This is a genomic window from Citrobacter sp. wls757 (genome assembly GCF_005280935.1).
GTDB classification, from domain to species: domain Bacteria; phylum Pseudomonadota; class Gammaproteobacteria; order Enterobacterales; family Enterobacteriaceae; genus Citrobacter; species Citrobacter portucalensis.
In genome coordinates this window covers 541344-564288 of the sequence record NZ_SZWU01000060.1, presented here as the reverse complement: position 1 = coordinate 564288, position 22945 = coordinate 541344, and the positions used below count along the sequence as shown (strand labels likewise).

Genomic DNA, 22945 nt, shown 5'->3' with positions numbered 1-22945 from the left:
TGTATGCAAACGCAGCTTACGCTTTCAGTACGTCCAGCGCCGCTGTGTAGTCTGGTTCGTTGGTGATTTCATTGACCAGTTGGCTGAAGACGACGTTGTCATTTTCATCGATAACAACTACGGCACGTGCGGCCAGACCTTTCAACGGGCCTTCAGCGATTTCAACACCGTAGTTTTTCAGGAATTCTGCGTTGCGCAGGGTGGACAGCGTGATAACGTTGCTCAGACCTTCCGCGCCGCAAAAACGAGAGTGGGCGAATGGCAGGTCGGCCGAAATACACAGTACGACGGTATTGTCGATTTCTGTCGCCAGTTGGTTAAACTTACGTACCGATGCCGCGCAAACGCCAGTATCGATGCTTGGGAAAATATTCAGCACTTTGCGCTTGCCTGCAAACTGGCCCAGCGTAACGTCAGACAGGTCTTTAGCCACAAGGGTAAAAGCCTGAGCTTTGCTTCCAGCCTGAGGAATGGAGCCGGCAACTGCAACCGGGTTGCCCTGGAAATGAACGGTTTGTGACATGGTTATCTTCCTGTTTACATATAGTTAACGTCGAGGCTAGTTTATGCCATCAACAGTTAACACGGCAAACGCTATTTGCGGATATCCGCTTCAGGGACTGCATTAAGGAAAACAAATGAGAACAGTTAAGGTATATGAGGAAGCCTGGCCGCTGCACACTCCCTTTGTCATAGCCCGTGGGAGCAGGACCGAAGCGCATGTGGTTGTCGTCGAATTGACAGAAAATGGCGTCACAGGTATTGGCGAGTGCACACCGTACCCGCGCTACGGCGAAAGCGATGCCTCTGTTCTGGCGCAAATTATGAGCATTGCGCCACAGCTGGAAAACGGACTTACGCGTGAAGAGCTGCAAAAGCTGCTGCCAGCAGGGGCTGCGCGAAATGCCGTAGACTGCGCGTTGTGGGATCTGAGTGCGCGTCAACAGCAGAAGTCGCTGGCGGAATTGGTGGGAAGTGAACTGGCGGAAGTGGTGACGACGGCGCAAACAGTGGTGATTGGCTCGCCGGAACAAATGGCTGCGAGCGCGGCTGCGCTGTGGGGAAATGGCGCAAAACTGCTGAAAGTTAAACTGGATGCTCGCTTGATTAGTGAGCGGATGGTTGCCATTCGTGCGGCTGTTCCTGACGCTACGATTATTGTCGACGCCAATGAATCCTGGCGGGCAGAAGGCCTTGCGGCACGCTGTCAGCTGTTGGCTGATTTAGGGGTGGCAATGCTGGAGCAGCCGCTGCCGGCTCAGGATGATGCCGCGCTGGAGAATTTTGTGCATCCGCTGCCCATCTGCGCAGATGAAAGTTGCCACACTCGCAGTAGCCTGAAAGCGCTGCACGGACGCTATGAAATGGTCAATATCAAACTGGACAAAACAGGCGGTCTGACGGAGGCACTGGCGCTGGCAACGGAAGCCCGCGAGCAGGGATTTGCGCTGATGCTGGGCTGCATGCTGTGTACCTCCCGGGCTATCGGTGCGGCGTTACCGCTTACGCCGCAGGTTAACTTTGCCGATCTTGATGGCCCTACCTGGCTTGCCAGCGATGCGGAGCCAGCCCTGCATTTTACGACCGGGCAGCTCCATCTCTAGGGTGCCAGCGCAGCAGATTGGACATGGCCAGCAGGTATTTTTCGCTCGCTTCATCCGATGAAATGGGCGGAAATTCGGCGGTTATGCAGTGTAAATTCAGGTCTGCGCACCAGCTCCCAAAAGAGCCGGGCGTTTCATAACCTACGCTGGTGACCAGAGGCAATTCAAACGACTGTGCCAGCCACGAACCCAGCTCGCTGCTTCTGGGATCTTCAATACAGGCCAGTGGATCGTGAAAAGAGACTACCCAGGCGGGATGAATTCGGTGAATAAGCTGACACAACGCCTGGGTTTCTGGTTCTGAACCCGGACTTTCGCCGGTCAACAACACCACATCACGCTCTTCTGCGCTACTGTTCCAGCGGTACACCGTTTCTCCCGCTTTCCAGTTTGCGGCGGGAAAATTACGGTTCAGATCGACGCCGTTCGCATTTGCGCGCAGTCCAAGCTGGCAACCGTCAGGGTTTACGGCCAGCACCACATGGTGGCGACGCAGGGAAGGGTTAAGCGTACGCAATGCGCAGGAAAGGGTAACGATAGAGGAGTTTTCGTCGCCGTGCGTTCCCGCCAGTATCAGGCCGCTTTCACGATCGGCTGCCAGTGCAGGAAACCAGATTAGCGGTGCGCCTAACAAGGAACGTCCGTAATGTTCGGTTCCAGGTGGGAATGCGCCGCGCTCGGCACGGGGACGGGTAACGGTCATAGTCATCTCTGAATGCTTGGATTGTTACTCGCAGTGTTGTGCAAAATGTATGGATAATCAAATCGTTTTCACACACTTATCTTTTCAGGTGTAATATCACTTTCTTGTCGGAAGTTAATTGCATTTCCTGCTGGCGATACAAATAATTACACATTCACTTAGTAGCCGGAATTGAGGGTATCTTATGCAGCATTCTGTTTCAGTAACCTGTTGTGCGTTGTTGGTTAGCAGCATTTCTTTATCCTGGGCTGCTGATGTTCCCAGCGGAACGGTACTGGCAGAGAAACAAGAACTGGTGCGTCATATAAAAGACGAACCGGCGTCGCTTGATCCGGCAAAAGCCGTCGGGCTGCCTGAAATACAGGTTATTCGTGATCTATTTGAAGGGCTGGTCAACCAGAATGAGAAGGGTGAGATCGTGCCTGGCGTCGCTACCCAGTGGAAGAGTAACGATAACCGCATCTGGACGTTTACGCTGCGTGACAATGCGCAATGGGCCGATGGTACGCCGGTAACGGCGCAGGATTTTGTCTATAGCTGGCAGCGTCTGGTTGATCCAAAAACGCTGTCGCCGTTTGCCTGGTTTGCGGCGCTGGCGGGAATTAATAATGCTCAGGCTATTATCGATGGCAAAGCCACGCCTGATAAACTTGGCGTTAGTGCTGTCGATGCACGGACATTGAAAGTTCAACTGGATAAACCGCTGCCCTGGTTTGCCAATCTGACAGCGAGTTTTGCATTCTATCCGGTACAAAAAGCTAACGTTGAGAGCGGCAAAGAGTGGACCAAACCAGGCAATCTTATTGGTAACGGCGCCTATGTGCTCAAAGATCGCGTCGTGAACGAAAAACTGGAAGTGGTGCCGAACACGCATTATTGGGACAACGCCAAAACAGTGTTGCAAAAAGTCACCTTCCTGCCGATCAACCAGGAGTCAGCTGCGACCAAGCGCTATCTTGCGGGTGATATTGATATCACGGAATCCTTCCCGAAAAATATGTATCAGAAACTGTTGAAGGATATCCCGGGTCAGGTTTACACCCCGCCGCAGCTTGGTACTTATTATTATGCTTTCAATACCCAGAAGGGACCGACCGCCGATTCACGCGTGCGGCTGGCACTCAGCATGACTATCGATCGTCGTCTGATGGCGGAGAAGGTATTGGGTACAGGTGAGAAGCCGGCATGGCATTTTACGCCGGATGTAACGGCAGGATTTGTGCCGGAACCTTCACCGTTTGAGCAAATGAGTCAGGAAGAACTGAACGCGCAGGCAAAAACGCTGCTGCGTGCGGCGGGCTATGGCCCACAGAAACCGCTTAAACTGACGCTGCTGTACAACACCTCAGAAAATCATCAGAAGATTGCTATCGCAGTGGCTTCTATGTGGAAGAAGAACCTCGGTGTTGACGTAAAACTGCAGAATCAGGAATGGAAAACGTATATCGACAGCCGTAATACCGGTAATTTTGATGTGATCCGCGCCTCATGGGTGGGTGACTACAATGAGCCTTCTACGTTCTTGTCGCTATTAACATCGACCCATACGGGCAATATCTCCCGCTTTAATGATCCGGCGTACGACAAAGTGTTGACCCAGGCAACTCTGGAGAATACAGAGAAAGCGCGCAATGCCGATTATAACGCCGCGGAGAAAATTCTGATGGAACAGGCACCTATTGCACCGATTTATCAGTATACCAACGGGCGTTTAATTAAACCGTGGCTGAAAGGGTATCCGATTACTAACCCTGAAGATGTGGCCTATAGCCGCACAATGTATATCGTTAAGCACTAACAGAGATAATGGCTGGTGTGATTTTGCACCAGCCATTTTATGTTTCCGGCGGCTGATGCTCCCGGCAAATCAGCAATGAATCTTCTTCACTCAATCTCTCTTTCGTCAGATTACAAAATCCCTGACCATCAATTTTTTGGTGGAAGCGACAGCTATGGCAAAGTCCAAAGCCAGGCACATTGTTGGTCCTCTGGATCCCGCGTAACAGTTCTAACAGCAGCTCTCTGAGCACGATCGCCCGTTCACCCATTGCCGATTCACCCTCCACTAAAAACGTTGGCGGGAGCAGGGCGTCCAGTAAGGTATTGGCCGACTCACTTAAGTGTAGATGGACGCTACGTTTATCACGGTCATCCGGCTTGCGAACAATCAACCCTTTGTTTTCCAAAAGCTTCAGCGATTGTGACACGGTACCTTTGGTGAGCCCAAGGTAGTCCGTTACGCCAAGCGGCGTATTGGAATAACGGTTGCAACGGGCCAGATACATTAACGCGCTAAGTTGTACTGGCTGGAGATCCGCCAGTAAAGGATGCTGGCGAAACCACATCCTTGTCAGGCTGGAAAGCCGGTCAAGTACGTCGAAAAGTGACATGTCGGGCATAACAAATCCTCCTCGGCATATAGTATCGATTAAAAACTATATTGACAAAGGATAAAAGCAGCGTAGCATAAATTATAGTATCGAATCGATACTATAATTTAAAGGAGATGTATCATGACTAAAGCTCGTTTCTATCATGCAGGTTGCCCGGTTTGTGTTTCCGCAGAACAGACACTTCTGCAGCATTTGTCTGCAGATGTTGAAATCGATGTGGTTCATCTGGGAGAGCAACCTGATCGGGTTGCTGAGGCTGAAGTGGCTGGCGTGAAATCTGTTCCGGCGCTGGTGATTGACGGCAATGTGCTGCATATTAATTTCGGCGCTCCCATTGAAGCGTTGAAATAGCTGGATAGTTCGGGAAGTTGCGTTGGCGATTTCCCGAATATACAAGACGTTGGGGAAGGTAGCATGATGAAAACGACCGAAGAGTATCACCCGATAGATTGCGATCTTCATGATTATCTGGAAATCGCCTGCATGTACCACTATTGGTTGCGCATTGAACTAACGGATGGCACATGTTTTGATGCTAAAGCGCTGACAACGTGTACCACCGTGGAAAAAGAAGAATTTCTGGTAGTGGAACAATCTGAAAACCAGCAAAAAATCCGTCTGGATTATCTGTCAGCGATCATCGCGCTGACGCCAGGAGCGACGTTTAGCACAGTAAATTTTCAGCGGGCCTACCGCGGTTAGACGGTATAAATTCGAATGTCGTGCGCCTGGAACGCTGTGGCGTACTCTTTGCTGATGTTGTCCTCTACAACAATCACATCGATATTGCTGCTTTCGGTAACGACATATCGGGCGACGGCTGGGATTTTTTCAGCCGTTAGCGCGACGATAGTTTCATTACATTGTTTAATCACCGCTTTTTTGAATTCACAATCCGCATAATCAAATCCCGTTAAGCCGGATTCAGGCGACATCGCGCAGCCGCCAATAAATCCCTGATCGAATAAAATGTCCTGCACTTGTGCGATGGCGGAAGCTCCCACGCACCCACCTGAAGATCTCTGCACCACGCCACCCAGCATAATGACTTCAAACAGCGGTTTTTTTAGCAAAACGGCGGCAATCTCCGGTGAATTTGTCACCACGGTTAACGCCAGTTCGGCGGGCAGAGCTTCTGCCATTGCCAGATTGGTGCTACCCGTGTCGATAAAAATACAGCTTCCAGATTTGACCAGTCGGGCACATCTCTGCGCGATGTTGCTCTTTTTGGCTACATTAATACTCTTGCGTACGTCGATGTCTTCGGATTCAGGGAGTGTAATGACCGCGCCACCATAGACTTTTTTACACACGCCATCTTTGCTCAATTCATGCAAATCACGACGAATTGTGTGTTCAGAAACACCTAATCGGTTAGCAAGTTCAGAACAAATGACCCTGCCGTTTTCTTGCAGGATCTGAAAGATAAGCGCCTGGCGCTGTTCCGGGAATGCGGCGTAATCGAGCATGGATACTCCAGGTGAAATAAACATCGAGCAATAGAGTGCATGATCGTGCATTATGATTAACGATGTCAACATCCCTTACAGGGGCCGTACTATTCTGGATACAACGGGAAGAGGTTCGCTATGAAGATTGCGCATATGGCGTTATGGACACAGGATCTCGAGCAGCAAGCTCGCTTCTGGGTCTCGTTTTTTGACGGCAAGATCAACGAGAAATACCGCAGTAAAACCAATCCTGGGTTTGAATCTTATTTTGTCAAAATTGGCGAGGAAATTGCGATTGAGTTAATGACCAAACCGGGTCTTATCGGGCAGCAACCTGACAATAATCGTTGCGGATGGGTACACCTCGCCATTTCTGTTGGCGGCAATGAAAATGTTGATGCCATTGCAATGCAAGCGCAGGGACAGGGGATATTAGTCTCAGGTCCGCGCACTACTGGCGATGGTTATTACGAAGCGGTGATAAAAGATCCTGACGGCAATTTAATCGAGATTGTGGCGTAAGTCTTCAATCAGTTACCTGCAAATAAAGAGTACCTGCTGCTGATTATTAATGAGTACAGCTCATAAGTTTGTCCTTCTTTTCCTCTCTAATCACCGACACGTCGAGTCTCTATAATTTTACTGTTTTCAGCCCCCGGTGGTGCAATGTTGCCACCATTTGGAGAGTCGAATATGCAATACCAACTGGATGCCAGACAACAGGCAATCATTCCCATTGCGGCATTCACTGCCACAGGACAGATGGAAAAGCTGGACGTCGCGCTCAACGCCGGACTGGATGCGAGACTCACGCTCAATGAAGTAAAAGAGATCCTGCTACAGCTCTACGCATACTGCGGTTTCCCTCGCAGCCTGAACGGTCTGTCCTGCTTTATGTCGGTGGTGAAAAGTCGAAGCGAGAAAGGGCTTTCAGACGACGAAGGTAGAACGGCCACGCCGCCACCTGCAGACTGGAACAGTGTTCAGGCTGGGAGCCTAACTCAGACGCAACTGGTTGGACAGCCTGTAAGCGGTCCGCTGTTTGACTTTGCACCCGCTATTGATGTCTGGCTTAAAGCACATCTGTTTGGCGATATTTTTCAGCGAGATGTACTTGACTGGCAGGACCGTGAATGGGTGACCGTTTCGGCGCTGGCCGTTCTGGGCGGCGTTAACAGCCAGTTGAAAAGCCATTTTGCGATATGCCTTAACATCGGGATCCTCCCTGAGCAACTCAGTGAGTTTATTACGATACTCGAACAGCACTGTGGAGCCGGGATTGGGGAAAATGCCCGTACGGTTCTTGATGAATGTCTGGTATGAACACCGCGGACATTATCCATACTGGAGTCACTATGAACGAACAATTTGATGGTAACAGCGTCTTTCCACGTGGAGAGAAAAATGAAGCGTATGCGAAGTATTTCACTGGCGACAGCTATCTGACCATGCTCTCCATGGAAGGCGTGGTAATTGGCAATGTCGCATTTGAACCGGGTTGTCGTAACTTCTGGCATGTTCATCATGAGGGTGGACAAATATTGCTGGTGACCGGTGGCAGAGGCTGGTATCAGGAGTGGAATAAACCGGCACGTGAGCTGAAAACCGGCGATGTCGTGCACATTCCGGCAGGAATGAAACACTGGCACGGCGCCGCGCGTGATAGTTGGTTTGCCCATATCGCCGTGGAAATCCCGGCCCCTGGCGCGTCGAACGAATGGCTGGAACCGGTTAGCGACGCTGAGTACAACCTGCTGCCCTGAACTATGCTGGTTCTGGTAACACCTAATCCCTGAGGAGATCTCAATGGTCATGAATGTGAAGGGTTATGCTGCTCTGGCGGTGAAAGAAGATTTAGTCCCCCATAATTTTGTTCGTCGCGATCCGCGTGAAGATGATGTGGTTATCGATATTTTATACAGCGGTGTATGCCACTCGGATATTCACAACGCCTACAACGATTGGGGCGGTGCTAAATATCCGATGGTACCAGGGCATGAGATCATTGGCCGCGTGGTGCATGTTGGTAAGTCGGTAACAAAATTCAAAGTGGGCGATCTCGCAGGGGTCGGCTGCATGGTTGATTCGTGTCAACACTGTAGCGCCTGCGAGCAGGGGCTAGAGCAGTATTGCGAAGAAGGTAACACGCTAACGTATAACGATATCGACCGTCATGACGGTCTGCCTACTTTCGGCGGCTATTCTGACAAAATTGTCGTTACCGAAAAGTTTGTGGTGAAGGTCCCTGAAGGGATCGATTTACGCGGTGCGGCGCCGCTGCTTTGCGCCGGGATCACAACATGGTCGCCTCTGCGCCACTGGCAGGTAGGCGAGGGCAGTAAAGTCGCGGTTGTCGGTCTGGGTGGACTCGGGCATATGGCAATCAAACTTGCAAATGCGCTGGGCGCGGAAGTTACGCTGTTTACGCGTTCACCGGGCAAAGAAGCTGATGCCAGACGTTTGGGTGCCAGTCACGTTGTGCTTTCCACTGACAGTGAACAGATGAAAGCGACAGCGAATCAGTTTGATCTGATTATCGATACTGTGCCCTACGTTCATGACCTGAACCCTTATATCCCAACCCTGGCGCTAAGCGGTACGCTGGTGCTGGTCGGTTATCTTGGTGCGTTGGATCCGTTTCTGAATACGGTTCCCCTGATCCTTGGGCGTAGGTCTGTGGCGGGTTCAGTTATCGGCGGCATTGCTGAAACGCAGGAGATGATGGATTTTTGCGGTCAGCATGGTATTACCGCCGATGTCGAAGTGATCGATATTCAGGATATTAATCGTGCCTGGCAGCGGATGTTGAAAAGCGATGTGAAATACCGCTTTGTAATTGATATTTCCTCATTGAAATAAGTACAAAAAAGACGCGGATTTCCGCGTCTTTTCTTTTGTTAGTGTGTCAATGGCGATGCTTCAGGATTATCCATATACAGCGTCTGGCTGGGGAATGCAAAGTCGGCGCCGTTTGCCTGGACTATCGTGATAATCTTTAAATAAACGTCTTGCTGTACCGCGAGCCATTCCTTCCAGACGGTGGTTTTCGTGAAGCAATACACCATGATATTCAACGATGAATCGGCAAATTCATTAAAATAGACCAACAGAGTTTGTTTCTGGTCTATTCCAGGATGGTTTTGCAGCATTTCTCTGACCGACTCGACAACGGCACCGACTTTATCGGCATCCTCATATCGTAACCCGATCACCGTTTTAATTCGCCGGTTGGTCATGCGCCCTGGGTTTTCTACGCTGATGGAGGAGAAAATCGAGTTTGGCACATACAACGGACGATGGTCGAAGGTGTTTATCTTAGTCATTCGCCAGCCAATTTCTGCTACCGTGCCTTCAATATTGCGGTCCGGGGAGCGGATCCAATCGCCTATGCTAAACGGTCTGTCGAAATAGAGCATAATGCCTGAGAAAAAGTTGCTCAGAATATCTTTCCCCGCCATACCCACTGCGATACCGCCAATACCGCCAAAGGTTAACAGGCCGGATAAGCTCATACCGAAGTGTTCGCCATACAGTAAAATGATGGCAACCACGATGGTAATCTTGATGATACGCGACAGGATCCTCGCGCTGGTGATATCTCTGCCTTTATTAATCTGCGTCTTTTCAAACTGATTAATCACCAGAAAAAGTTTGATGGTCAGGATCAACGCAATCAACGAGGTGCAGATAAAGTCGACCACGCTGGGGGAGATAAATTTCAGGCTGTAACTTTCGATAACGTTATTAGCAATGCTGCCAAACGTCCCAATGATAATGGCATAGACAAAAAATTGTGCGGCATGAAATATGAATCCTTTGCAGCGACGCTCTCCACGATGATACCAGACGCTCATCAGGACCAGCGCGGCACAGCAGCTAAGAATTACCGTCAAATTAAACGCATTATTCATAAACAGTTCAGCGATCATGATTCTTCCTGGCAACTCCGTGTTAGCTAAATATCATCTGACATCCTAATCCCCAGATATTTTACTCAGTTAAGGCGGTCAGATCATTAATCAAAAGGAGAGATAAATGATGCAATCAGCGCTATTTTCAGCGAAATAACGCTAACGTCAACCCTGTATGCGGCTTATGTAGCAGACAGTCAGTTGATGTCATGGTATTGTTAGCGCAAAGTAACAAGGTTTTTCATTTGCAAAAGGACAGTACTATGATCATGGCTAAGCTGAAAACAGCGAAGGGACGGAAGTTTCTGTTGTGCCTGCTTGGGGTGTTTATTATCGCAGCGTCGGTCGTGACGCGAGCGACGATCGGTGGCGTTATTGAACAGTATGACATTCCGCTATCCGACTGGACCGCTTCAATGTACGCCATTCAATCTGCAATGATTTGTGTCTACAGCATGGTGTTTACGATTCTGTTGGCTATCCCGCTTGGTATCTATTTCCTCGGCGGTGAGGAGCAACACTAGGCGTTTAAAATGCCGGATGATATCGCCATCCGGCATTTCATTGTGTGGTTAATCGTCTTCTTCGTCGTCCAGTTCAACTGGCGTCTGATATTCATCCGGCTTGATGACCAGCAGGTCACAGCGTAGATGATCGATAACCTGTTCCGCGGTATTACCAAGAAACGCAGCAGAAATACCGGTACGTCCGACGGTCCCCAATACCACAATACCCGCCTGCAAGTGCTCGGCTAAATCAGGAATGACCTCTTCAGGTAAGCCTTTTTCAACGTGCGTCACTTTCTCATCAATACTGAATTTCTGGCGTAGCGCCTTCATGGCCAGCAGATGCTGTCCACGGATTGCGTCGTTATAAACGCTGGGATCAAATTCAGGCAGTTCAATCGCGATGTTGATTGGTGTGACAGGGTAGGCGCCAACCAGATGCACTTCGGTATGGTTAACCTGTTCTGCAAGCTGTAGCGTCTCTTTGACCAGTTTTTCATTGAGCGCGTTGTGATAAGCCTCTTCACTGGCGAGGTTTACGGCAACCAGTGCTTTACCCCCTTCAGGCCATGGCTGGTCTTTCACCATCCATACCGGACTTGGACATTTACGCAATAAATGCCAGTCGGTTGGCGTAAATATTACGGCTTCGAGGCGGTCGTGTTGGTGCGCCATCTTGAGGACCAGATCATGCCTGGCACTGATGACTTCCTGGATGATGGCTTCAAAGGGTCGGTTATGCCAGACCACTTTAATCTCCAGAGGGATCCCTGCTTCGATGTAGTATTTCGCTTGTTCACGTATCCATGCAGTTCGCTGGCTGATGACCCCCTGACGCATTGCCGTACGCTCATCAGGCGACAGCAGGGTAGTCATCTCATAGGAAAAGTCATAGATCGGCAAAAAGGCTTTAATTTTGCCACCAATCCGTTGATGCAAATAAACAGCTCGCCGTAATGCTGGTTGATCGTCCTGGTTAGGGTCGATGACGACCAGCATATTTTTATACATAGCCATACAGGGTCTCCTTACAACTGTCATCGCAGTTTGTAACTAAAAGAGTAACCCAATAATGTAGATTGAAACAGGGAATAACCTCCTGCCAGATCAATAAATCGGGAAAATTTAGCGATTTGACAGAAGGATAACAGAGAGGCTTGCGGAAAGATTACGCAACGTTACGCGTGTGGCCGGCAAGAACTGCCAGCGCGTCGCTGTTCTCAATAGTGATATATTTGCCTTTCACCGCCAGCATGCCGCTTTTCTGGAAACGACCCAGCAGGCGGCTGATGGTTTCAACCGTCAGACCGAGGTAGTTACCGATGTCGCCACGGGTCATGGTCAGGCGGAATTCACGAGGCGAGAACCCACGCTGGGCGAAGCGACGAGACAGATTGTAGATAAAGGCCGCCAGGCGCTCTTCAGCGTTTTTCTTCGACAGCAACAGGATCATATCCTGGTCGCCTTTGATTTCGCCACTCATCAGACGCATCATCTGCTGACGCAGGTTCGGCATCTTACCGGACAGGTCATCAAGGGTTTCGAAAGGAATTTCGCATACCATTGAGGTTTCCAACGCCTGAGCAAAGCTCGGGTGATGGCCGCTGCCAATGGCGTCAAAACCTACCAGGTCACCCGCCAGATGGAAACCGGTAATTTGCTCATCGCCTTGTTCGGTAATGGTATAGCTTTTTATCGTTCCGGAGCGGATAGCGTAGAGTGATTTAAGCTCATCACCTGCTTTAAAGAGCGTCTGCCCTTTTTGGATAGGCTTTTTGCGCTCGATGATGTTATCGAGCTGGTCAAGCTCATGCTCGTTAAGTGTGAACGGGATGCAAAGCTGGCTGATGCTGCAATCCTGGCAATGGATAGCACAACCGCCAGACTGAATGCGCCGTATAATTCGCTTTTCCGGGATCATAGGTCTGCTCAAGCCGTAATTGATATTTGTCAATTTTAACATCTTTTTGGTGAGCACGTAAGCCTGAGCTACTCCCAATAGAGAATAATTCAGGCATAACTGGAGCGAATGTTTGTATCTGCTTGATTAACCACACTTAATTTGTGGTCGCATTATGCGGAAGTGTGATGAATAAGGCATTAATTGCCTGGAATCTAGAGTAGCAAATAACCTTCGTGGCGCAATAACCACTCTTTTCGTTGTACACCGCCGGCATATCCGGTCATGGTGCCGTTACGTCCAATGACGCGATGACAGGGAACCACAATGCTTACTGGATTGGAGCCATTAGCAGCGCCGACGGCTCTTGCAGCGCCGGGGCGCCCCAACTGTTCGGCCAACTGACCATAATGCATGACCTGCCCGCAGGGGATAGTGCGTAATGCTTGCCAGACTTCACGCTGGAAAGGCGTTCCAGCGGTTGCCGTTTCCAGCGTGTCAATGATGCTGAGGTTTCCGGCAAAATACTCAGAGAGTTTGTCGCTTAATCCACCAGGATTTTTGGCGGTAATGCGCTGATAACCTTCTGTACGGTAATGAATATCAAGCAATTGTTCCATGCGATCGCTGTGCTGATCCCATTCCACTGCGCGCAGGCGAAATTGCTCATCACAAATAACCCACAGCGGGCCCAGCGGCGTGTCGATGGTGTCTTCCAGTAAGTTAAGCATCCGTTTCTCTCATTACAGCATTCAGGCGAGCCTACACATTATCACGCCAGTGACCGTCGCAGCTATACCCCTAAAAACGGATATCAACTTGTCGTGAGTAGATCGGTTCAGCGCGGAGGATCCGGTTAATTATTGGAAATATCCGTAAACCGTTACCGGTATAGTTGTCGGTATAATTGTGCGCGGTTATGATAATGCCCGTCGCAATACGCTGGAGGATGAAACATGAACCTTGATGATGCATCGCTGTTTCTTGACGCAATGGGGGATGTTCAACCGCTGAAACACCATGCCGATGTGCACTGGCAGCCCATGCGCAATCTTCGCACTCCGGCGCGTATCGATACGCTACAACTGGATAATTTTCTCTCGACGGGATTTCTCGATATTGTCCCGTTGAATGTGCCGCTCGAGTTTCGTCGCGAAGGTTTACAGAACGGCGTGACCGACAAGCTGCGAAACGGAAAATACCCGCAGCAGGCGAGCCTTAATCTTATTCGCCAACCTGTTGAAACATGTCGCCAGATGCTCTTTAGCTTTATTCTGCAGGCGCAGCAGGAAGGGTTGCGTAACGTGCTGGTGATACACGGCAAGGGACGTGACGATAACTCCCATGCCAATATTGTTCGCAGCTACGTGGCGCGCTGGTTGACGGAATTTGACGGCGTGCAAGCATACTGCGCCGCACTGCCGCATCACGGCGGCAGCGGGGCATGTTATGTGGCATTGCGTAAAACCGCACAGGCAAAACAGGACAACTGGGAGCGTCACGCTAAACGTAGTCGCTGAACGACGTAAACATCAGGCGGCCAGCACTCTGTTCCTGCCTTCGTTCTTGGCTTTGTACAACGCGTCGTCAACGCGTTTGAATAACTCATCGATGCTTTCATTTGTTTCGTGCCGAGCTACGCCAATGCTGACGGTAAAGCGGGGAAGGCCCGGGAGAGTCACTTTGGCCACCGTCGCCCGTATCACTTCTGCGAGATTGAGGGCAATATCTAACGAGGTTCGCGGCAGCAGCAGCACAAATTCTTCACCTCCCCAGCGAAAAATCAGATCATCCTTTCTTGCACAGGATTCAAGTGTGCGTGCCAGAGCGCAAAGTACCTCATCACCTTTTAAATGACCAAAAAGATCGTTAATGCTTTTAAAGCGATCGGTGTCGATCAACAGCAGGCTGTAATCCTGTGTCAATGACATCGCGTGGGTCTGTTCCGGCTCGGTTACCTGATAAAAATGTCGGCGGTTAAGCAATCCCGTTAAGGCGTCACGCAGGGCCGCACGCTCAAGCTCCTGTTCCAGCCGTTTTTGCTCGGTAATATCATGAATAATGCACAGCATGAGCTTATTACCGTAGATTTCGATTGGCCCGGCGTAGGTTTGTACGTGACGGGATGTGCCGTCTGCCAGTTTATGCACAAAATGCAAAGGTTTATGGCCACCTGGAAGATGGGCGATTTCATGCATCACCGGGAGTATATGACGGCCCAGCGTATTGATTTCCCATGTATGTTTCTGACACATCGTATCATGGCTATAGCCATAAAAATTTAGCGCACTGAGATTTGCATCAACGATAAGCCCATCACGGGACGGATCGATAAGCAACATTGGGGCCGAGTTAGTCTGGAAAAAACGCGCGTAAAATCCCTGTTTTTTTCGCTGATAATTCGCTGAACGGCTCGCTTTCAGACCTTGCGAAGTCGGTGTTTCAATGCCTTCGAAAAGAATAACGTCACCTGATTCCGGCAGAGAGCGGATGGACAGGCGGCTGGCCATCGCGACGTCTTCACCTTCGCGGCAAACCGTAAGGATTTCTACAATGTCGTGATGATTTCTCAAATCGCTGAGATACATGGTTAAATCATTCTGGGCATGTGTTGAAAATATGCCCTTGCGGAGTAGAGAAAAGCAGGGGGCCTGCATCAGTTCCCGTGCAACGGTATTAGCGAACACCAGTTCTTCGGTATGCGGCGAAACAATCCACACCGGCAGGGTTAATAAATCCAGTGAATGCAGCTCGGTTGTGCTCATCGATAATCCCGTTATCTTTATCTGCTGTGTTGCCCGTTTAATGGCATCTGTTTTTTATATTACAGTCTCATAATGTTATTGATTGTTGAGGAGACAAAGACTGTACGATTCGCTGCTGCTTAATGTTACTTTCTGTTGGAATCAATTCATGGATCTGATGCGCAGGCAACGGTTTTGCAAACAAGAAACCTTGCAGCACGCCACATCCCATCTGGGTCAGGAGTATTTCCTGCTCCTGGGTCTCTATTCCTTCAGCCACTACTTGCATATTCATGGAGTGGGCTATGTCAATAATAGTAGACACAATCTTTGTATTTTTGCTGTTCTCGCTGATATCTTTAACAAATACTCTGTCAATTTTTAATTCCCGTGCCGGAAGAGACTTCAACATCAATATATTTGAATAACCGGTACCGAAATCATCAATAGAAACGGTGATCCCTAAAGCTGAAAATGCATTTAAGACTTCAGCGCTACGTTTTAAATTTTTAAGTGCTGTACTTTCAGTCAATTCCAGCGTGAGATATGCAGGTGATAGTTGATATTGTGCAAGGGCGCTGCAAACCACATCAACGATGTCATGTTGTTCAAACTGGGAAGGGGAAAGATTAACGGCGAGGGTCCATTCCGCATGGCCCTGTAACTTCCATTGATGTAACTGCTGGCATGCCTGCTGAATAACCCATTTCCCGACCGGAATGATAAGGCCTGTCTCTTCCAGCGCAGGCAGAAACTCAGCAGGTAACAGCATGCCGCGTTCCGGGTGATGCCAGCGTAATAATGCTTCAAAACCGGTCAGGGAATGATCTCCGGCGGTGTATTTGGGTTGGTACCAAAGCTCAAATTGATCGTGTTCCAGTGCTTGTGACAGTTCCTGTAAAAATGTCGGCGGTGTATCGGCGATAGCTTCCATTTCCGGGCTATAAATAGCCCAACCGTTTCTGCCGGCCTGTTTGACATGATACATCGCCATATCAGCCTTTACTTTTAACTCATGCAACGTGGAACCATGTTCAGGATAAATACTGCTTCCCGCACTTAACGAAACCCGAATGGTGTACCCAAAAAGCGTGAAAGGATCGCCAATCGCAGCCGCAATCCGGGTCAGCAGAGCGGTGATATCCTCTTTATTACAGTCAGGAACCAGAAGAATAAACTCATCTCCCCCCAGCCTCGCCAGCGTCATGGTGTCATCAAGGCAGCTGTAGATTCGCTGCGTACTGGCGATCAGCAACTGATCGCCGATGTGATGTCCCCAGGTATCGTTAACGACTTTGAAGCGATCGAGATCGATGAATACCAGAGCAAATTGATGCTGATGCAGTTTGGAATGCTGCAGACAGGCCTGTAAGCAGGCATCTATCTGTGTGCGATTGGCAAGTCCAGTAAGTGCGTCGAAGTGGACCTGATGCTCAAGCTGGCAGTTAAGTTGATGTAAGTTGTCTGCCAGTCGGGAGGTACGCAGTTGCGAATCCACCATCGACACCACCAGCATGATACCCAAAATAACCAGCGTGACGGCGCAGACCCAGACAGAGAGTTCCAGTGTGCTGAGTCCATTGTGTACCGTGTGTCCAAAATGGGTGAATGTTGCCGCTCCCATCCCGGTGTAATGCATAGAGGCAATCGCCAGCGCCATAATAAGGGCGGCGACAAGCCGATTGATCAGGGCTCGACGGGTATTTTGGCGTAAATGAAACGCCAACCACAAACCCACACCAGATGCAACGATGGCAATCATCACTGAGAGCAGTATCAGCGAATGACTCCATAGGATGGCAACATGCTCAATGATGGCATACATGCCAACGTAGTGCATGGTGACGACACCGGCGCTTAATATTCCTGTGGCTACGACTAATCGTTTTGTTGAAAGCGTATTACCGGAAATGGCGATATTAATGGCGAGAGTTGCAGAAATGAGCGCAATAAAGAAAGAAAATGCCGTGAGCGAAAAATGGTAATTGATCGGCATACTCATTTTCATGGCCAGCATACCGATAAAATGCATTGACCAAATACCCATCCCTAGCGTAGCCCCGCCAGACAGGCGCCAGAAGGTTGATTCACGTCGATTGGAGATTGCCACCTTGCCCGCACTATCGAGAGCAATAAAAGAGGCAATAAACGCGACAACAAAGGAAATCCCAATCAATACAGGGTCCCACGACACGTTCAACATCATACTACCTATCGAAAAAAAGCCGTGGTAATAAATCTAGCAGGTTTTGTCCAGTTAACATGATAAAACCGGGAATGTTCTTATGTTTTTACACTGGTATTAGAGGAAACAGGAAGATAGTGAAAATAACGAGCCATTACTTATATAAACATTCACCAAATTTATAGTTCTGTGTGTTTTATGCTCTCCATGTGCTTGTCATCACAATAACCTGATGACTGGCACCATCACAGCCATTTGATGGAATAAAACACTGAACTAACGGGAATAAAAGGTGTAATTTCTTGCCTTAAGTAAAAGGATTGCAGGCTCTCATTGAAAGTTCAGCTTTCGTCGCAGAGCAATGGCATTCTGCATTGCAGGTGCTATAAAAAATAATATCTACATAATTTCTTAGTGCACAGGACTAAAATGTTAAATGATATTAGCGTCAGAACCTTTATTATTTTATTTCTGCTCATTTCGGCGGTTGCTCTCAATATTGTTGAGATGATTTTCTCGGCCACGTCGGAAATTATAATTGGTACGAATGTGGTAAGCGTTATTTCTATATTATGCTTATGGTGGTATATGACGAAATACCTGGTCATGCCGATCAATACGGTAAAAAGGAGCATTGAGGAAGTGACGTCTGGGAATCTGGCGATCAGTATCCCTGAGTTTGGTAATAATTGTGCGGGTAGACTAATACCGGGCATCAATAGTTTATCGAGTAATATTTCAACACTCGTTAATGAGATCAGAACATCCTCACAAACGGCGATGGCGCTCTCTGAACAGCTTGCGGAACGCAGCGCCGAGCTTTCAGTGAAAACGGAACAACAATCCGGAGCATTGATGCAGACGGCTGCTAATATGGATGAAATAGCCGTTAATACGCGAAATAATGCTGACAACACGCAGATCGCCAGCGTCCAGGCAACAGTTGCCACGCAATGTGCCATTCAGGGTGGCGAATTAATGGTGCAGGTTGCGACAAATATGCGTTCAATCACCGAATGTGCACAGCAGATGACGGAAATTATTACGCTAATTGATGGTATCGCATTCCAGACAAATATTCTGGCATTGAATGCTGCCGTGGAAGCGGCGAGGGCCGGTGAACATGGCAAAGGTTTTTCCGTGGTGGCCGGTGAGGTCAGAATGCTTGCACACCGAAGTGCGGATGCTGCTAAGAATATTAAGCAGCTGATTGCGCAAACCCATCAAAATGTTCAGCAAGGTGCAGCTATTGTGCGTGAAGCAGAAAAAAATATGCATGATATTGTCGGTGGTGCCGGTCAATTAAACCAACTGATGGGCGAGATATTAACCACTACACAGGAACAGGAGAAAGGAATTATCAGAATTACTCATGCACTGGCCGAACTGGAGAATGTAACCCAAAGTAATGCCATTATGGTTGATGAGCTTTCTGATTCCTCGGGTATCCTGAAAAACCAGGTGATTGATCTCCAGTCGCGGACACATAAATTTCGCTTAAGTAACACTCTTGAGTCAGCGAGATGGCAGCGGGCTTAACCGGGTATCTCGAAGCAAGCGTCGTATTCGTCAGAGCTTTTCCTGTTATCAGAGACTTTTATGAATCATTTCAGCACAATGGGACAATGAGATATTGCTTAACATATTCTGACAGCTAGACTAACGAAAAAGGCTGAATGTTTGTGGAGGCGCTGTGGAAGCCATTAAGGGAACGGATGTTAATGTGCCGGATGCCGTGTTTGCCTGGCTGCTGGATGGTCGAGGTGGAGTAAAACCGCTGAGCGATAATGATGTAATTGATAGTCAGCATCCCTGCTGGCTACACCTTAATTACACTCATCCTGAAAGTGCCCAATGGTTGGCGACAACACCTCTTCTTCCCAACAATGTGCGTGATGCGCTGGCAGGCGAAAGTACACGCCCACGCGTCAGTAGAGTCGGGGAAGGTACCTTGATCACGTTGCGCTGCATTAACGGCAGCACCGACGAGCGTCCTGACCAACTTGTGGCGATGCGTTTATATATGGATGAACGTCTGATTGTCTCAACCCGTCAGCGCAAAGTGCTGGCGCTGGATGATGTGGTCAGCGATCTCCAGGAAGGGACGGGACCGGCTGATTGTGGCAGTTGGCTGGTGGATGTTTGTGATGCGCTAACCGACCATGCCAGCGAATTTATCGAACAACTGCACGACAAGATTATTGATCTGGAAGATAACCTGCTCGATCAGCAGATCCCACCGCGTGGTTTTTTGGCTTTACTGCGTAAGCAGCTAATTGTGATGCGCCGTTATATGGCACCACAGCGTGATGTCTATGCCCGTCTGGCGAGTGAACGTTTACCCTGGATGACCGACGACCATCGGAGACGGATGCAGGATATCGCTGACAGGCTGGGGAGAGGGCTGGATGAAATAGACGCCTGTATTGCCCGGACCGGTATTATGGCGGATGAAATTGCGCAGGTGATGCAGGAGTCTCTGGCTCGCCGAACGTATACAATGTCATTGATGGCAATGGTTTTTCTTCCCAGCACATTTTTAACCGGGCTTTTCGGCGTTAACCTCGGCGGTATCCCCGGCGGTGGTTGGCAGTTTGGTTTCTCACTTTTTTGTATTCTGTTAGTGGTCCTGATTGGTGGTGTTACTTTATGGTTGCACCGTAGTAAATGGTTGTAACAACAACGTTTTTTAGTGGTTTTTGCGCATGAAAACGTCCTGATTTTTGAGCGAAGTCAATAAACCATCTACCTATTCGGGGCAATATCTCTCTCGCAGGTGAATGCAACGTCAAGCGATGGGCGTTGCGCTCCATATTGTCTTACTTCCTTTTTTGAATTACTGCATAGCACAATTGATTCGTACGACGCCGACTTAGATTAGTCGGCTTTTTTTTGCCTGCAGGAAATCAGCGTCTACCCTAAAAGAGTCAATCTGAATGACTGGAGGGGTATATGACCTGTCTGATTACAACGTCGAACACTGATTCGCTACCGACCGATCCGGTTCCCATTCCCGATCCCATACCTCGTCCGCAGCCCATGCCGGATCCGCCGCCGGATGAAGAACCGATTAAATTGTCGCATCACGGGCACAGATCTGCGAGGATACGCGCCTGCTGAATGTGAGTTTTTACCGCGAGATTAAATTGTGACCGCTTTTTCAACCCTGAATGTTTTACCTGCTGCTCAACTCGAGAATCTTAACGAGCTGGGCTATCTTGAAATGACGCCTGTTCAGGCTGCTGCGTTACCGGCAATCCTGGCGGGTAAAGATGTTCGCGTGCAGGCTAAAACCGGCAGTGGCAAAACGGCTGCTTTTGGTCTTGGGCTATTACAGCATATTGATGCCGCGCTGTTTCAGACGCAGTCTCTGGTGCTGTGCCCAACGCGCGAGCTTGCCGACCAGGTGGCGGGTGAACTGCGTCGTTTAGCGCGCTTCCTGCCAAACACCAAGATCTTAACGCTGTGCGGTGGGCAACCCTTTGGCGCACAGCGTGACTCCCTGCAACATGCACCACATATTATTGTTGCCACACCGGGTCGTTTACTTGACCACCTGCAAAAAGGCACCGTTTCTCTGGATGCCCTGAATACGCTGGTTATGGATGAAGCCGACCGCATGCTGGATATGGGCTTTAGCGATGCGATTGATGATGTCATTCGCTTTGCGCCTGCGTCACGTCAGACTTTGCTGTTTTCCGCAACCTGGCCGGAAGCCATTGCTGCTATCAGTGGCCGGGTACAGCAAAATCCATTAACGATTGAAATTGATACGGTCGATGCGTTACCGGCGATTGAACAGCAGTTTTTCGAAACCCCCAGCCACGGAAAAATTCCGCTGCTGCAAAAGCTACTCAGCCAGCATCAACCCGCATCGTGCGTGGTTTTTTGTAACACCAAAAAAGATTGTCAGGCCGTTTGCGATGCACTGAATGCGGCAGGGCAAAGCGCACTGTCATTACATGGCGACCTGGAACAGCGCGATCGCGATCAGACGCTGGTTCGTTTTGCCAACGGTAGCTCGCGCGTCCTGGTCGCAACCGATGTGGCCGCACGTGGCCTGGATATCAAATCACTTGAGCTGGTAGTTAACTTCGAACTGGCGTGGGATCCGGAAGTCCACGTCCATCGTATCGGACGTACCGCGCGTGCCGGCAACAGCGGTCTGGCGATTAGCTTCTGTGCGCCGGAAGAAGCGCAGCGTGCCAACATTCTTTCTGAAATGCTGCAACTGAAGCTGAACTGGCTAACTGCGCCAGCTAACGGCTCAATCCTGCCGCTGGAAGCAGAGATGGCGACGTTATGCATTGATGGCGGTAAAAAAGCGAAAATGCGCCCTGGTGATGTTCTGGGGGCTCTGACCGGTGATATTGGTCTGGATGGCGCAGATATCGGCAAAATTGCCGTTCATCCGGCACACGTCTATGTCGCCGTTCGCCAGAACATAGCGCACAAGGCGTGGAAACAATTGCAAAACGGTAAGATCAAAGGCAAGACTTGCCGGGTCCGGTTATTGAAATAACTACCCGTTGGGGCGCCTGATGGCGCTCCGCTTATCAGGCCTACAGGCGCTTATGCACGTTGTAGGCCTGACAGACGCTTACTTCACTTCCACCACGTTCAGGCGTAACTCATCCAGTTGAGCATCATCTTCTTCTGGCTGCCAGCCCGCAGGCTGCAGCGGGATCTCTTCACGATCGAACGCTAAATCCCCGCCGTCCACAACCTCTGAACCGTGCTTAATGCCTTTAAAATCGAACAGATTGATATCGCTCAGATGTGAAGGTACAACGTTTTGCATCGCACTGAACATGGTTTCAATGCGGCCTGGATAGCGTTTGTCCCAGTCACGCAGCATGTCAGCAATGACCTGACGCTGCAGGTTAGGCTGTGAGCCGCACAGATTACACGGAATAATCGGGAAACCTTTCGCTTCGGAGAAACGCTCGATATCTTTCTCACGGCAGTAAGCCAGCGGGCGGATCACGATGTGCTTACCGTCATCACTCATCAGCTTCGGCGGCATGCCTTTAATTTTCCCGCCGTAGAACATGTTTAAAAACAGCGTTTGCAGGATGTCGTCGCGATGGTGGCCGAGCGCAATCTTGGTGGCTCCTAATTCGGTTGCCGTACGGTACAGAATGCCGCGACGCAGGCGAGAGCAGAGCGAGCAGGTCGTTTTGCCTTCTGGGATTTTGTCTTTGACGATCCCGTAGGTGTTTTCTTCGACAATCTTGTACTCAACGCCCAGCTGTTCCAGATACTCTGGCAGAATGTGCTCCGGGAAACCGGGTTGTTTTTGATCGAGGTTAACCGCAACTAAGGAAAAACTGATCGGGGCGCTTTGCTGCAAATTACGCAGGATCTCCAGCATGGTATAGCTGTCTTTCCCGCCGGAAAGGCACACCATAATGCGATCGCCGTCTTCGATCATATTGAAATCGGCAATGGCTTCGCCCACGTTACGACGCAGACGTTTTTGCAGTTTGTTCAGGTTGTATTGTTCTTTCTTTGTAACTTGTTGATTATCTTGCATTCTTACCGTTCT

The 22945-nt window shown here is 49.5% G+C and carries 25 protein-coding genes; 14 read left to right on the top strand and 11 right to left on the bottom strand.

Going from position 1 to position 22945, the window contains the following annotated elements; translation table 11 throughout:
* Positions 1–16: 16 nt before the first annotated feature.
* A complete protein-coding gene (gene tpx / locus FDW94_RS17555) occupies positions 17–523 on the bottom strand; it encodes a thiol peroxidase (RefSeq protein WP_003020437.1) in 507 nt (168 codons plus the stop codon).
* 115 nt (positions 524–638) lie between these two features.
* Here tpx and ycjG point away from each other — a divergent pair, with 115 nt between their 5' ends.
* Positions 639–1604: an L-Ala-D/L-Glu epimerase gene (gene ycjG / locus FDW94_RS17550; protein ID WP_008784909.1), complete on the top strand. Its 966-nt coding sequence runs from the start codon at positions 639–641 to the stop codon at positions 1602–1604.
* Here the strand turns inward: ycjG and mpaA are convergent.
* Positions 1579–2307: a murein tripeptide amidase MpaA gene (gene mpaA, locus FDW94_RS17545; RefSeq protein WP_048216283.1), complete on the bottom strand. Its 729-nt coding sequence runs from the start codon at positions 2305–2307 to the stop codon at positions 1579–1581. The two genes, ycjG and mpaA, sit on opposite strands and share 26 nt — an antisense overlap.
* Before the next feature lie 184 nt (positions 2308–2491).
* Between mpaA and mppA the strand changes: the two genes are divergently transcribed.
* Positions 2492–4105 (top strand): murein tripeptide ABC transporter substrate-binding protein MppA, encoded by a 1614-nt coding sequence (gene mppA, locus FDW94_RS17540; protein WP_008784907.1) that lies wholly within the window; start codon positions 2492–2494, stop codon positions 4103–4105.
* 37 nt (positions 4106–4142) lie between these two features.
* Here the strand turns inward: mppA and FDW94_RS17535 are convergent, their stop codons facing one another.
* Complete coding sequence (locus tag FDW94_RS17535; protein WP_008784906.1) at positions 4143–4706, bottom strand: MarR family transcriptional regulator; 564 nt, start codon at positions 4704–4706, stop codon at positions 4143–4145.
* Between the two features lie 114 nt (positions 4707–4820).
* Here FDW94_RS17535 and FDW94_RS17530 point away from each other — a divergent pair, with 114 nt between their 5' ends.
* Positions 4821–5051, top strand: a complete 231-nt coding sequence (locus FDW94_RS17530) for a glutaredoxin domain-containing protein (protein ID WP_008784905.1) — start codon at positions 4821–4823, stop codon at positions 5049–5051.
* A gap of 66 nt (positions 5052–5117) precedes the next feature.
* The gene (locus tag FDW94_RS17525) at positions 5118–5402 is read left to right on the top strand and encodes a Rho-binding antiterminator (protein WP_100272389.1); all 285 of its coding nucleotides are present in this window, start codon (positions 5118–5120) and stop codon (positions 5400–5402) included.
* On the opposite strand, the gene FDW94_RS17520 is transcribed toward FDW94_RS17525, so the two are convergent.
* Entirely contained in the window at positions 5399–6169 is a 771-nt protein-coding gene (locus FDW94_RS17520; RefSeq protein ID WP_008784903.1) for a DeoR/GlpR family DNA-binding transcription regulator, read from the bottom strand. The two genes, FDW94_RS17525 and FDW94_RS17520, sit on opposite strands and share 4 nt — an antisense overlap.
* 120 nt (positions 6170–6289) lie before the next feature.
* Here FDW94_RS17520 and FDW94_RS17515 point away from each other — a divergent pair, with 120 nt between their 5' ends.
* From FDW94_RS17515 to FDW94_RS17500, 4 genes are all read left to right on the top strand, one after another.
* Positions 6290–6673 (top strand): VOC family protein, encoded by a 384-nt coding sequence (locus FDW94_RS17515; protein WP_048235289.1) that lies wholly within the window; start codon positions 6290–6292, stop codon positions 6671–6673.
* 144 nt (positions 6674–6817) lie between these two features.
* Positions 6818–7474 carry a carboxymuconolactone decarboxylase family protein gene (locus FDW94_RS17510; RefSeq protein WP_224759872.1) on the top strand — a complete coding sequence of 219 codons (657 nt, stop codon included), beginning with the start codon at positions 6818–6820 and terminating at the stop codon, positions 7472–7474.
* Positions 7475–7506: 32 nt separating this feature from the next.
* Positions 7507–7914, top strand: coding sequence for a cupin domain-containing protein (locus tag FDW94_RS17505; protein ID WP_020996378.1), 408 nt, complete (start codon positions 7507–7509; stop codon positions 7912–7914).
* 43 nt (positions 7915–7957) lie between these two features.
* On the top strand, positions 7958–9010 hold the full coding sequence (locus FDW94_RS17500; RefSeq protein WP_032943579.1) for an NAD(P)-dependent alcohol dehydrogenase: 1053 nt from the start codon (positions 7958–7960) through the stop codon (positions 9008–9010).
* A gap of 38 nt (positions 9011–9048) precedes the next feature.
* Here the strand turns inward: FDW94_RS17500 and FDW94_RS17495 are convergent, their stop codons facing one another.
* A complete protein-coding gene (locus FDW94_RS17495; protein WP_003840804.1) occupies positions 9049–10080 on the bottom strand; it encodes a mechanosensitive ion channel family protein in 1032 nt (343 codons plus the stop codon).
* A gap of 245 nt (positions 10081–10325) precedes the next feature.
* Between FDW94_RS17495 and FDW94_RS17490 the strand changes: the two genes are divergently transcribed.
* Complete coding sequence (locus tag FDW94_RS17490) at positions 10326–10586, top strand: DUF2534 family protein (protein ID WP_003020403.1); 261 nt, start codon at positions 10326–10328, stop codon at positions 10584–10586.
* 48 nt (positions 10587–10634) lie between these two features.
* On the opposite strand, the gene uspE is transcribed toward FDW94_RS17490, so the two are convergent.
* From uspE to ogt, 3 genes are all read right to left on the bottom strand, one after another.
* Entirely contained in the window at positions 10635–11585 is a 951-nt protein-coding gene (uspE, locus tag FDW94_RS17485) for a universal stress protein UspE (protein ID WP_003833229.1), read from the bottom strand.
* A gap of 151 nt (positions 11586–11736) precedes the next feature.
* Positions 11737–12489 carry a fumarate/nitrate reduction transcriptional regulator Fnr gene (gene fnr, locus FDW94_RS17480; RefSeq protein WP_003020397.1) on the bottom strand — a complete coding sequence of 251 codons (753 nt, stop codon included), beginning with the start codon at positions 12487–12489 and terminating at the stop codon, positions 11737–11739.
* 194 nt (positions 12490–12683) lie between these two features.
* Positions 12684–13199, bottom strand: coding sequence for a methylated-DNA--[protein]-cysteine S-methyltransferase (gene ogt, locus FDW94_RS17475; protein WP_008784895.1), 516 nt, complete (start codon positions 13197–13199; stop codon positions 12684–12686).
* 225 nt (positions 13200–13424) lie between these two features.
* Here ogt and smrA point away from each other — a divergent pair, with 225 nt between their 5' ends.
* Entirely contained in the window at positions 13425–13988 is a 564-nt protein-coding gene (smrA, locus tag FDW94_RS17470) for a DNA endonuclease SmrA (RefSeq protein WP_137377972.1), read from the top strand.
* A gap of 12 nt (positions 13989–14000) precedes the next feature.
* On the opposite strand, the gene FDW94_RS17465 is transcribed toward smrA, so the two are convergent.
* Together FDW94_RS17465 and FDW94_RS17460 are read right to left on the bottom strand one after the other, a co-directional pair.
* The gene (locus FDW94_RS17465; RefSeq protein WP_008784893.1) at positions 14001–15233 is read right to left on the bottom strand and encodes a sensor domain-containing diguanylate cyclase; all 1233 of its coding nucleotides are present in this window, start codon (positions 15231–15233) and stop codon (positions 14001–14003) included.
* Positions 15234–15300: 67 nt separating this feature from the next.
* Positions 15301–17415 carry an EAL domain-containing protein gene (locus FDW94_RS17460; RefSeq protein ID WP_111465508.1) on the bottom strand — a complete coding sequence of 705 codons (2115 nt, stop codon included), beginning with the start codon at positions 17413–17415 and terminating at the stop codon, positions 15301–15303.
* A 411-nt stretch (positions 17416–17826) separates the two neighbouring features.
* Between FDW94_RS17460 and FDW94_RS17455 the strand changes: the two genes are divergently transcribed.
* From FDW94_RS17455 to dbpA, 4 genes are all read left to right on the top strand, one after another.
* On the top strand, positions 17827–18936 hold the full coding sequence (locus FDW94_RS17455; RefSeq protein ID WP_048235295.1) for a methyl-accepting chemotaxis protein: 1110 nt from the start codon (positions 17827–17829) through the stop codon (positions 18934–18936).
* A 154-nt stretch (positions 18937–19090) separates the two neighbouring features.
* On the top strand, positions 19091–20074 hold the full coding sequence (gene zntB / locus FDW94_RS17450; RefSeq protein ID WP_003833215.1) for a zinc transporter ZntB: 984 nt from the start codon (positions 19091–19093) through the stop codon (positions 20072–20074).
* 275 nt (positions 20075–20349) lie between these two features.
* The gene (locus FDW94_RS24670; RefSeq protein WP_283205074.1) at positions 20350–20517 is read left to right on the top strand and encodes a hypothetical protein; all 168 of its coding nucleotides are present in this window, start codon (positions 20350–20352) and stop codon (positions 20515–20517) included.
* Between the two features lie 28 nt (positions 20518–20545).
* Positions 20546–21919 carry an ATP-dependent RNA helicase DbpA gene (gene dbpA, locus FDW94_RS17445; protein WP_137377971.1) on the top strand — a complete coding sequence of 458 codons (1374 nt, stop codon included), beginning with the start codon at positions 20546–20548 and terminating at the stop codon, positions 21917–21919.
* Positions 21920–21997: 78 nt separating this feature from the next.
* On the opposite strand, the gene ttcA is transcribed toward dbpA, so the two are convergent.
* Entirely contained in the window at positions 21998–22933 is a 936-nt protein-coding gene (gene ttcA, locus FDW94_RS17440; protein ID WP_137377970.1) for a tRNA 2-thiocytidine(32) synthetase TtcA, read from the bottom strand.
* Positions 22934–22945 lie beyond the last annotated feature (12 nt).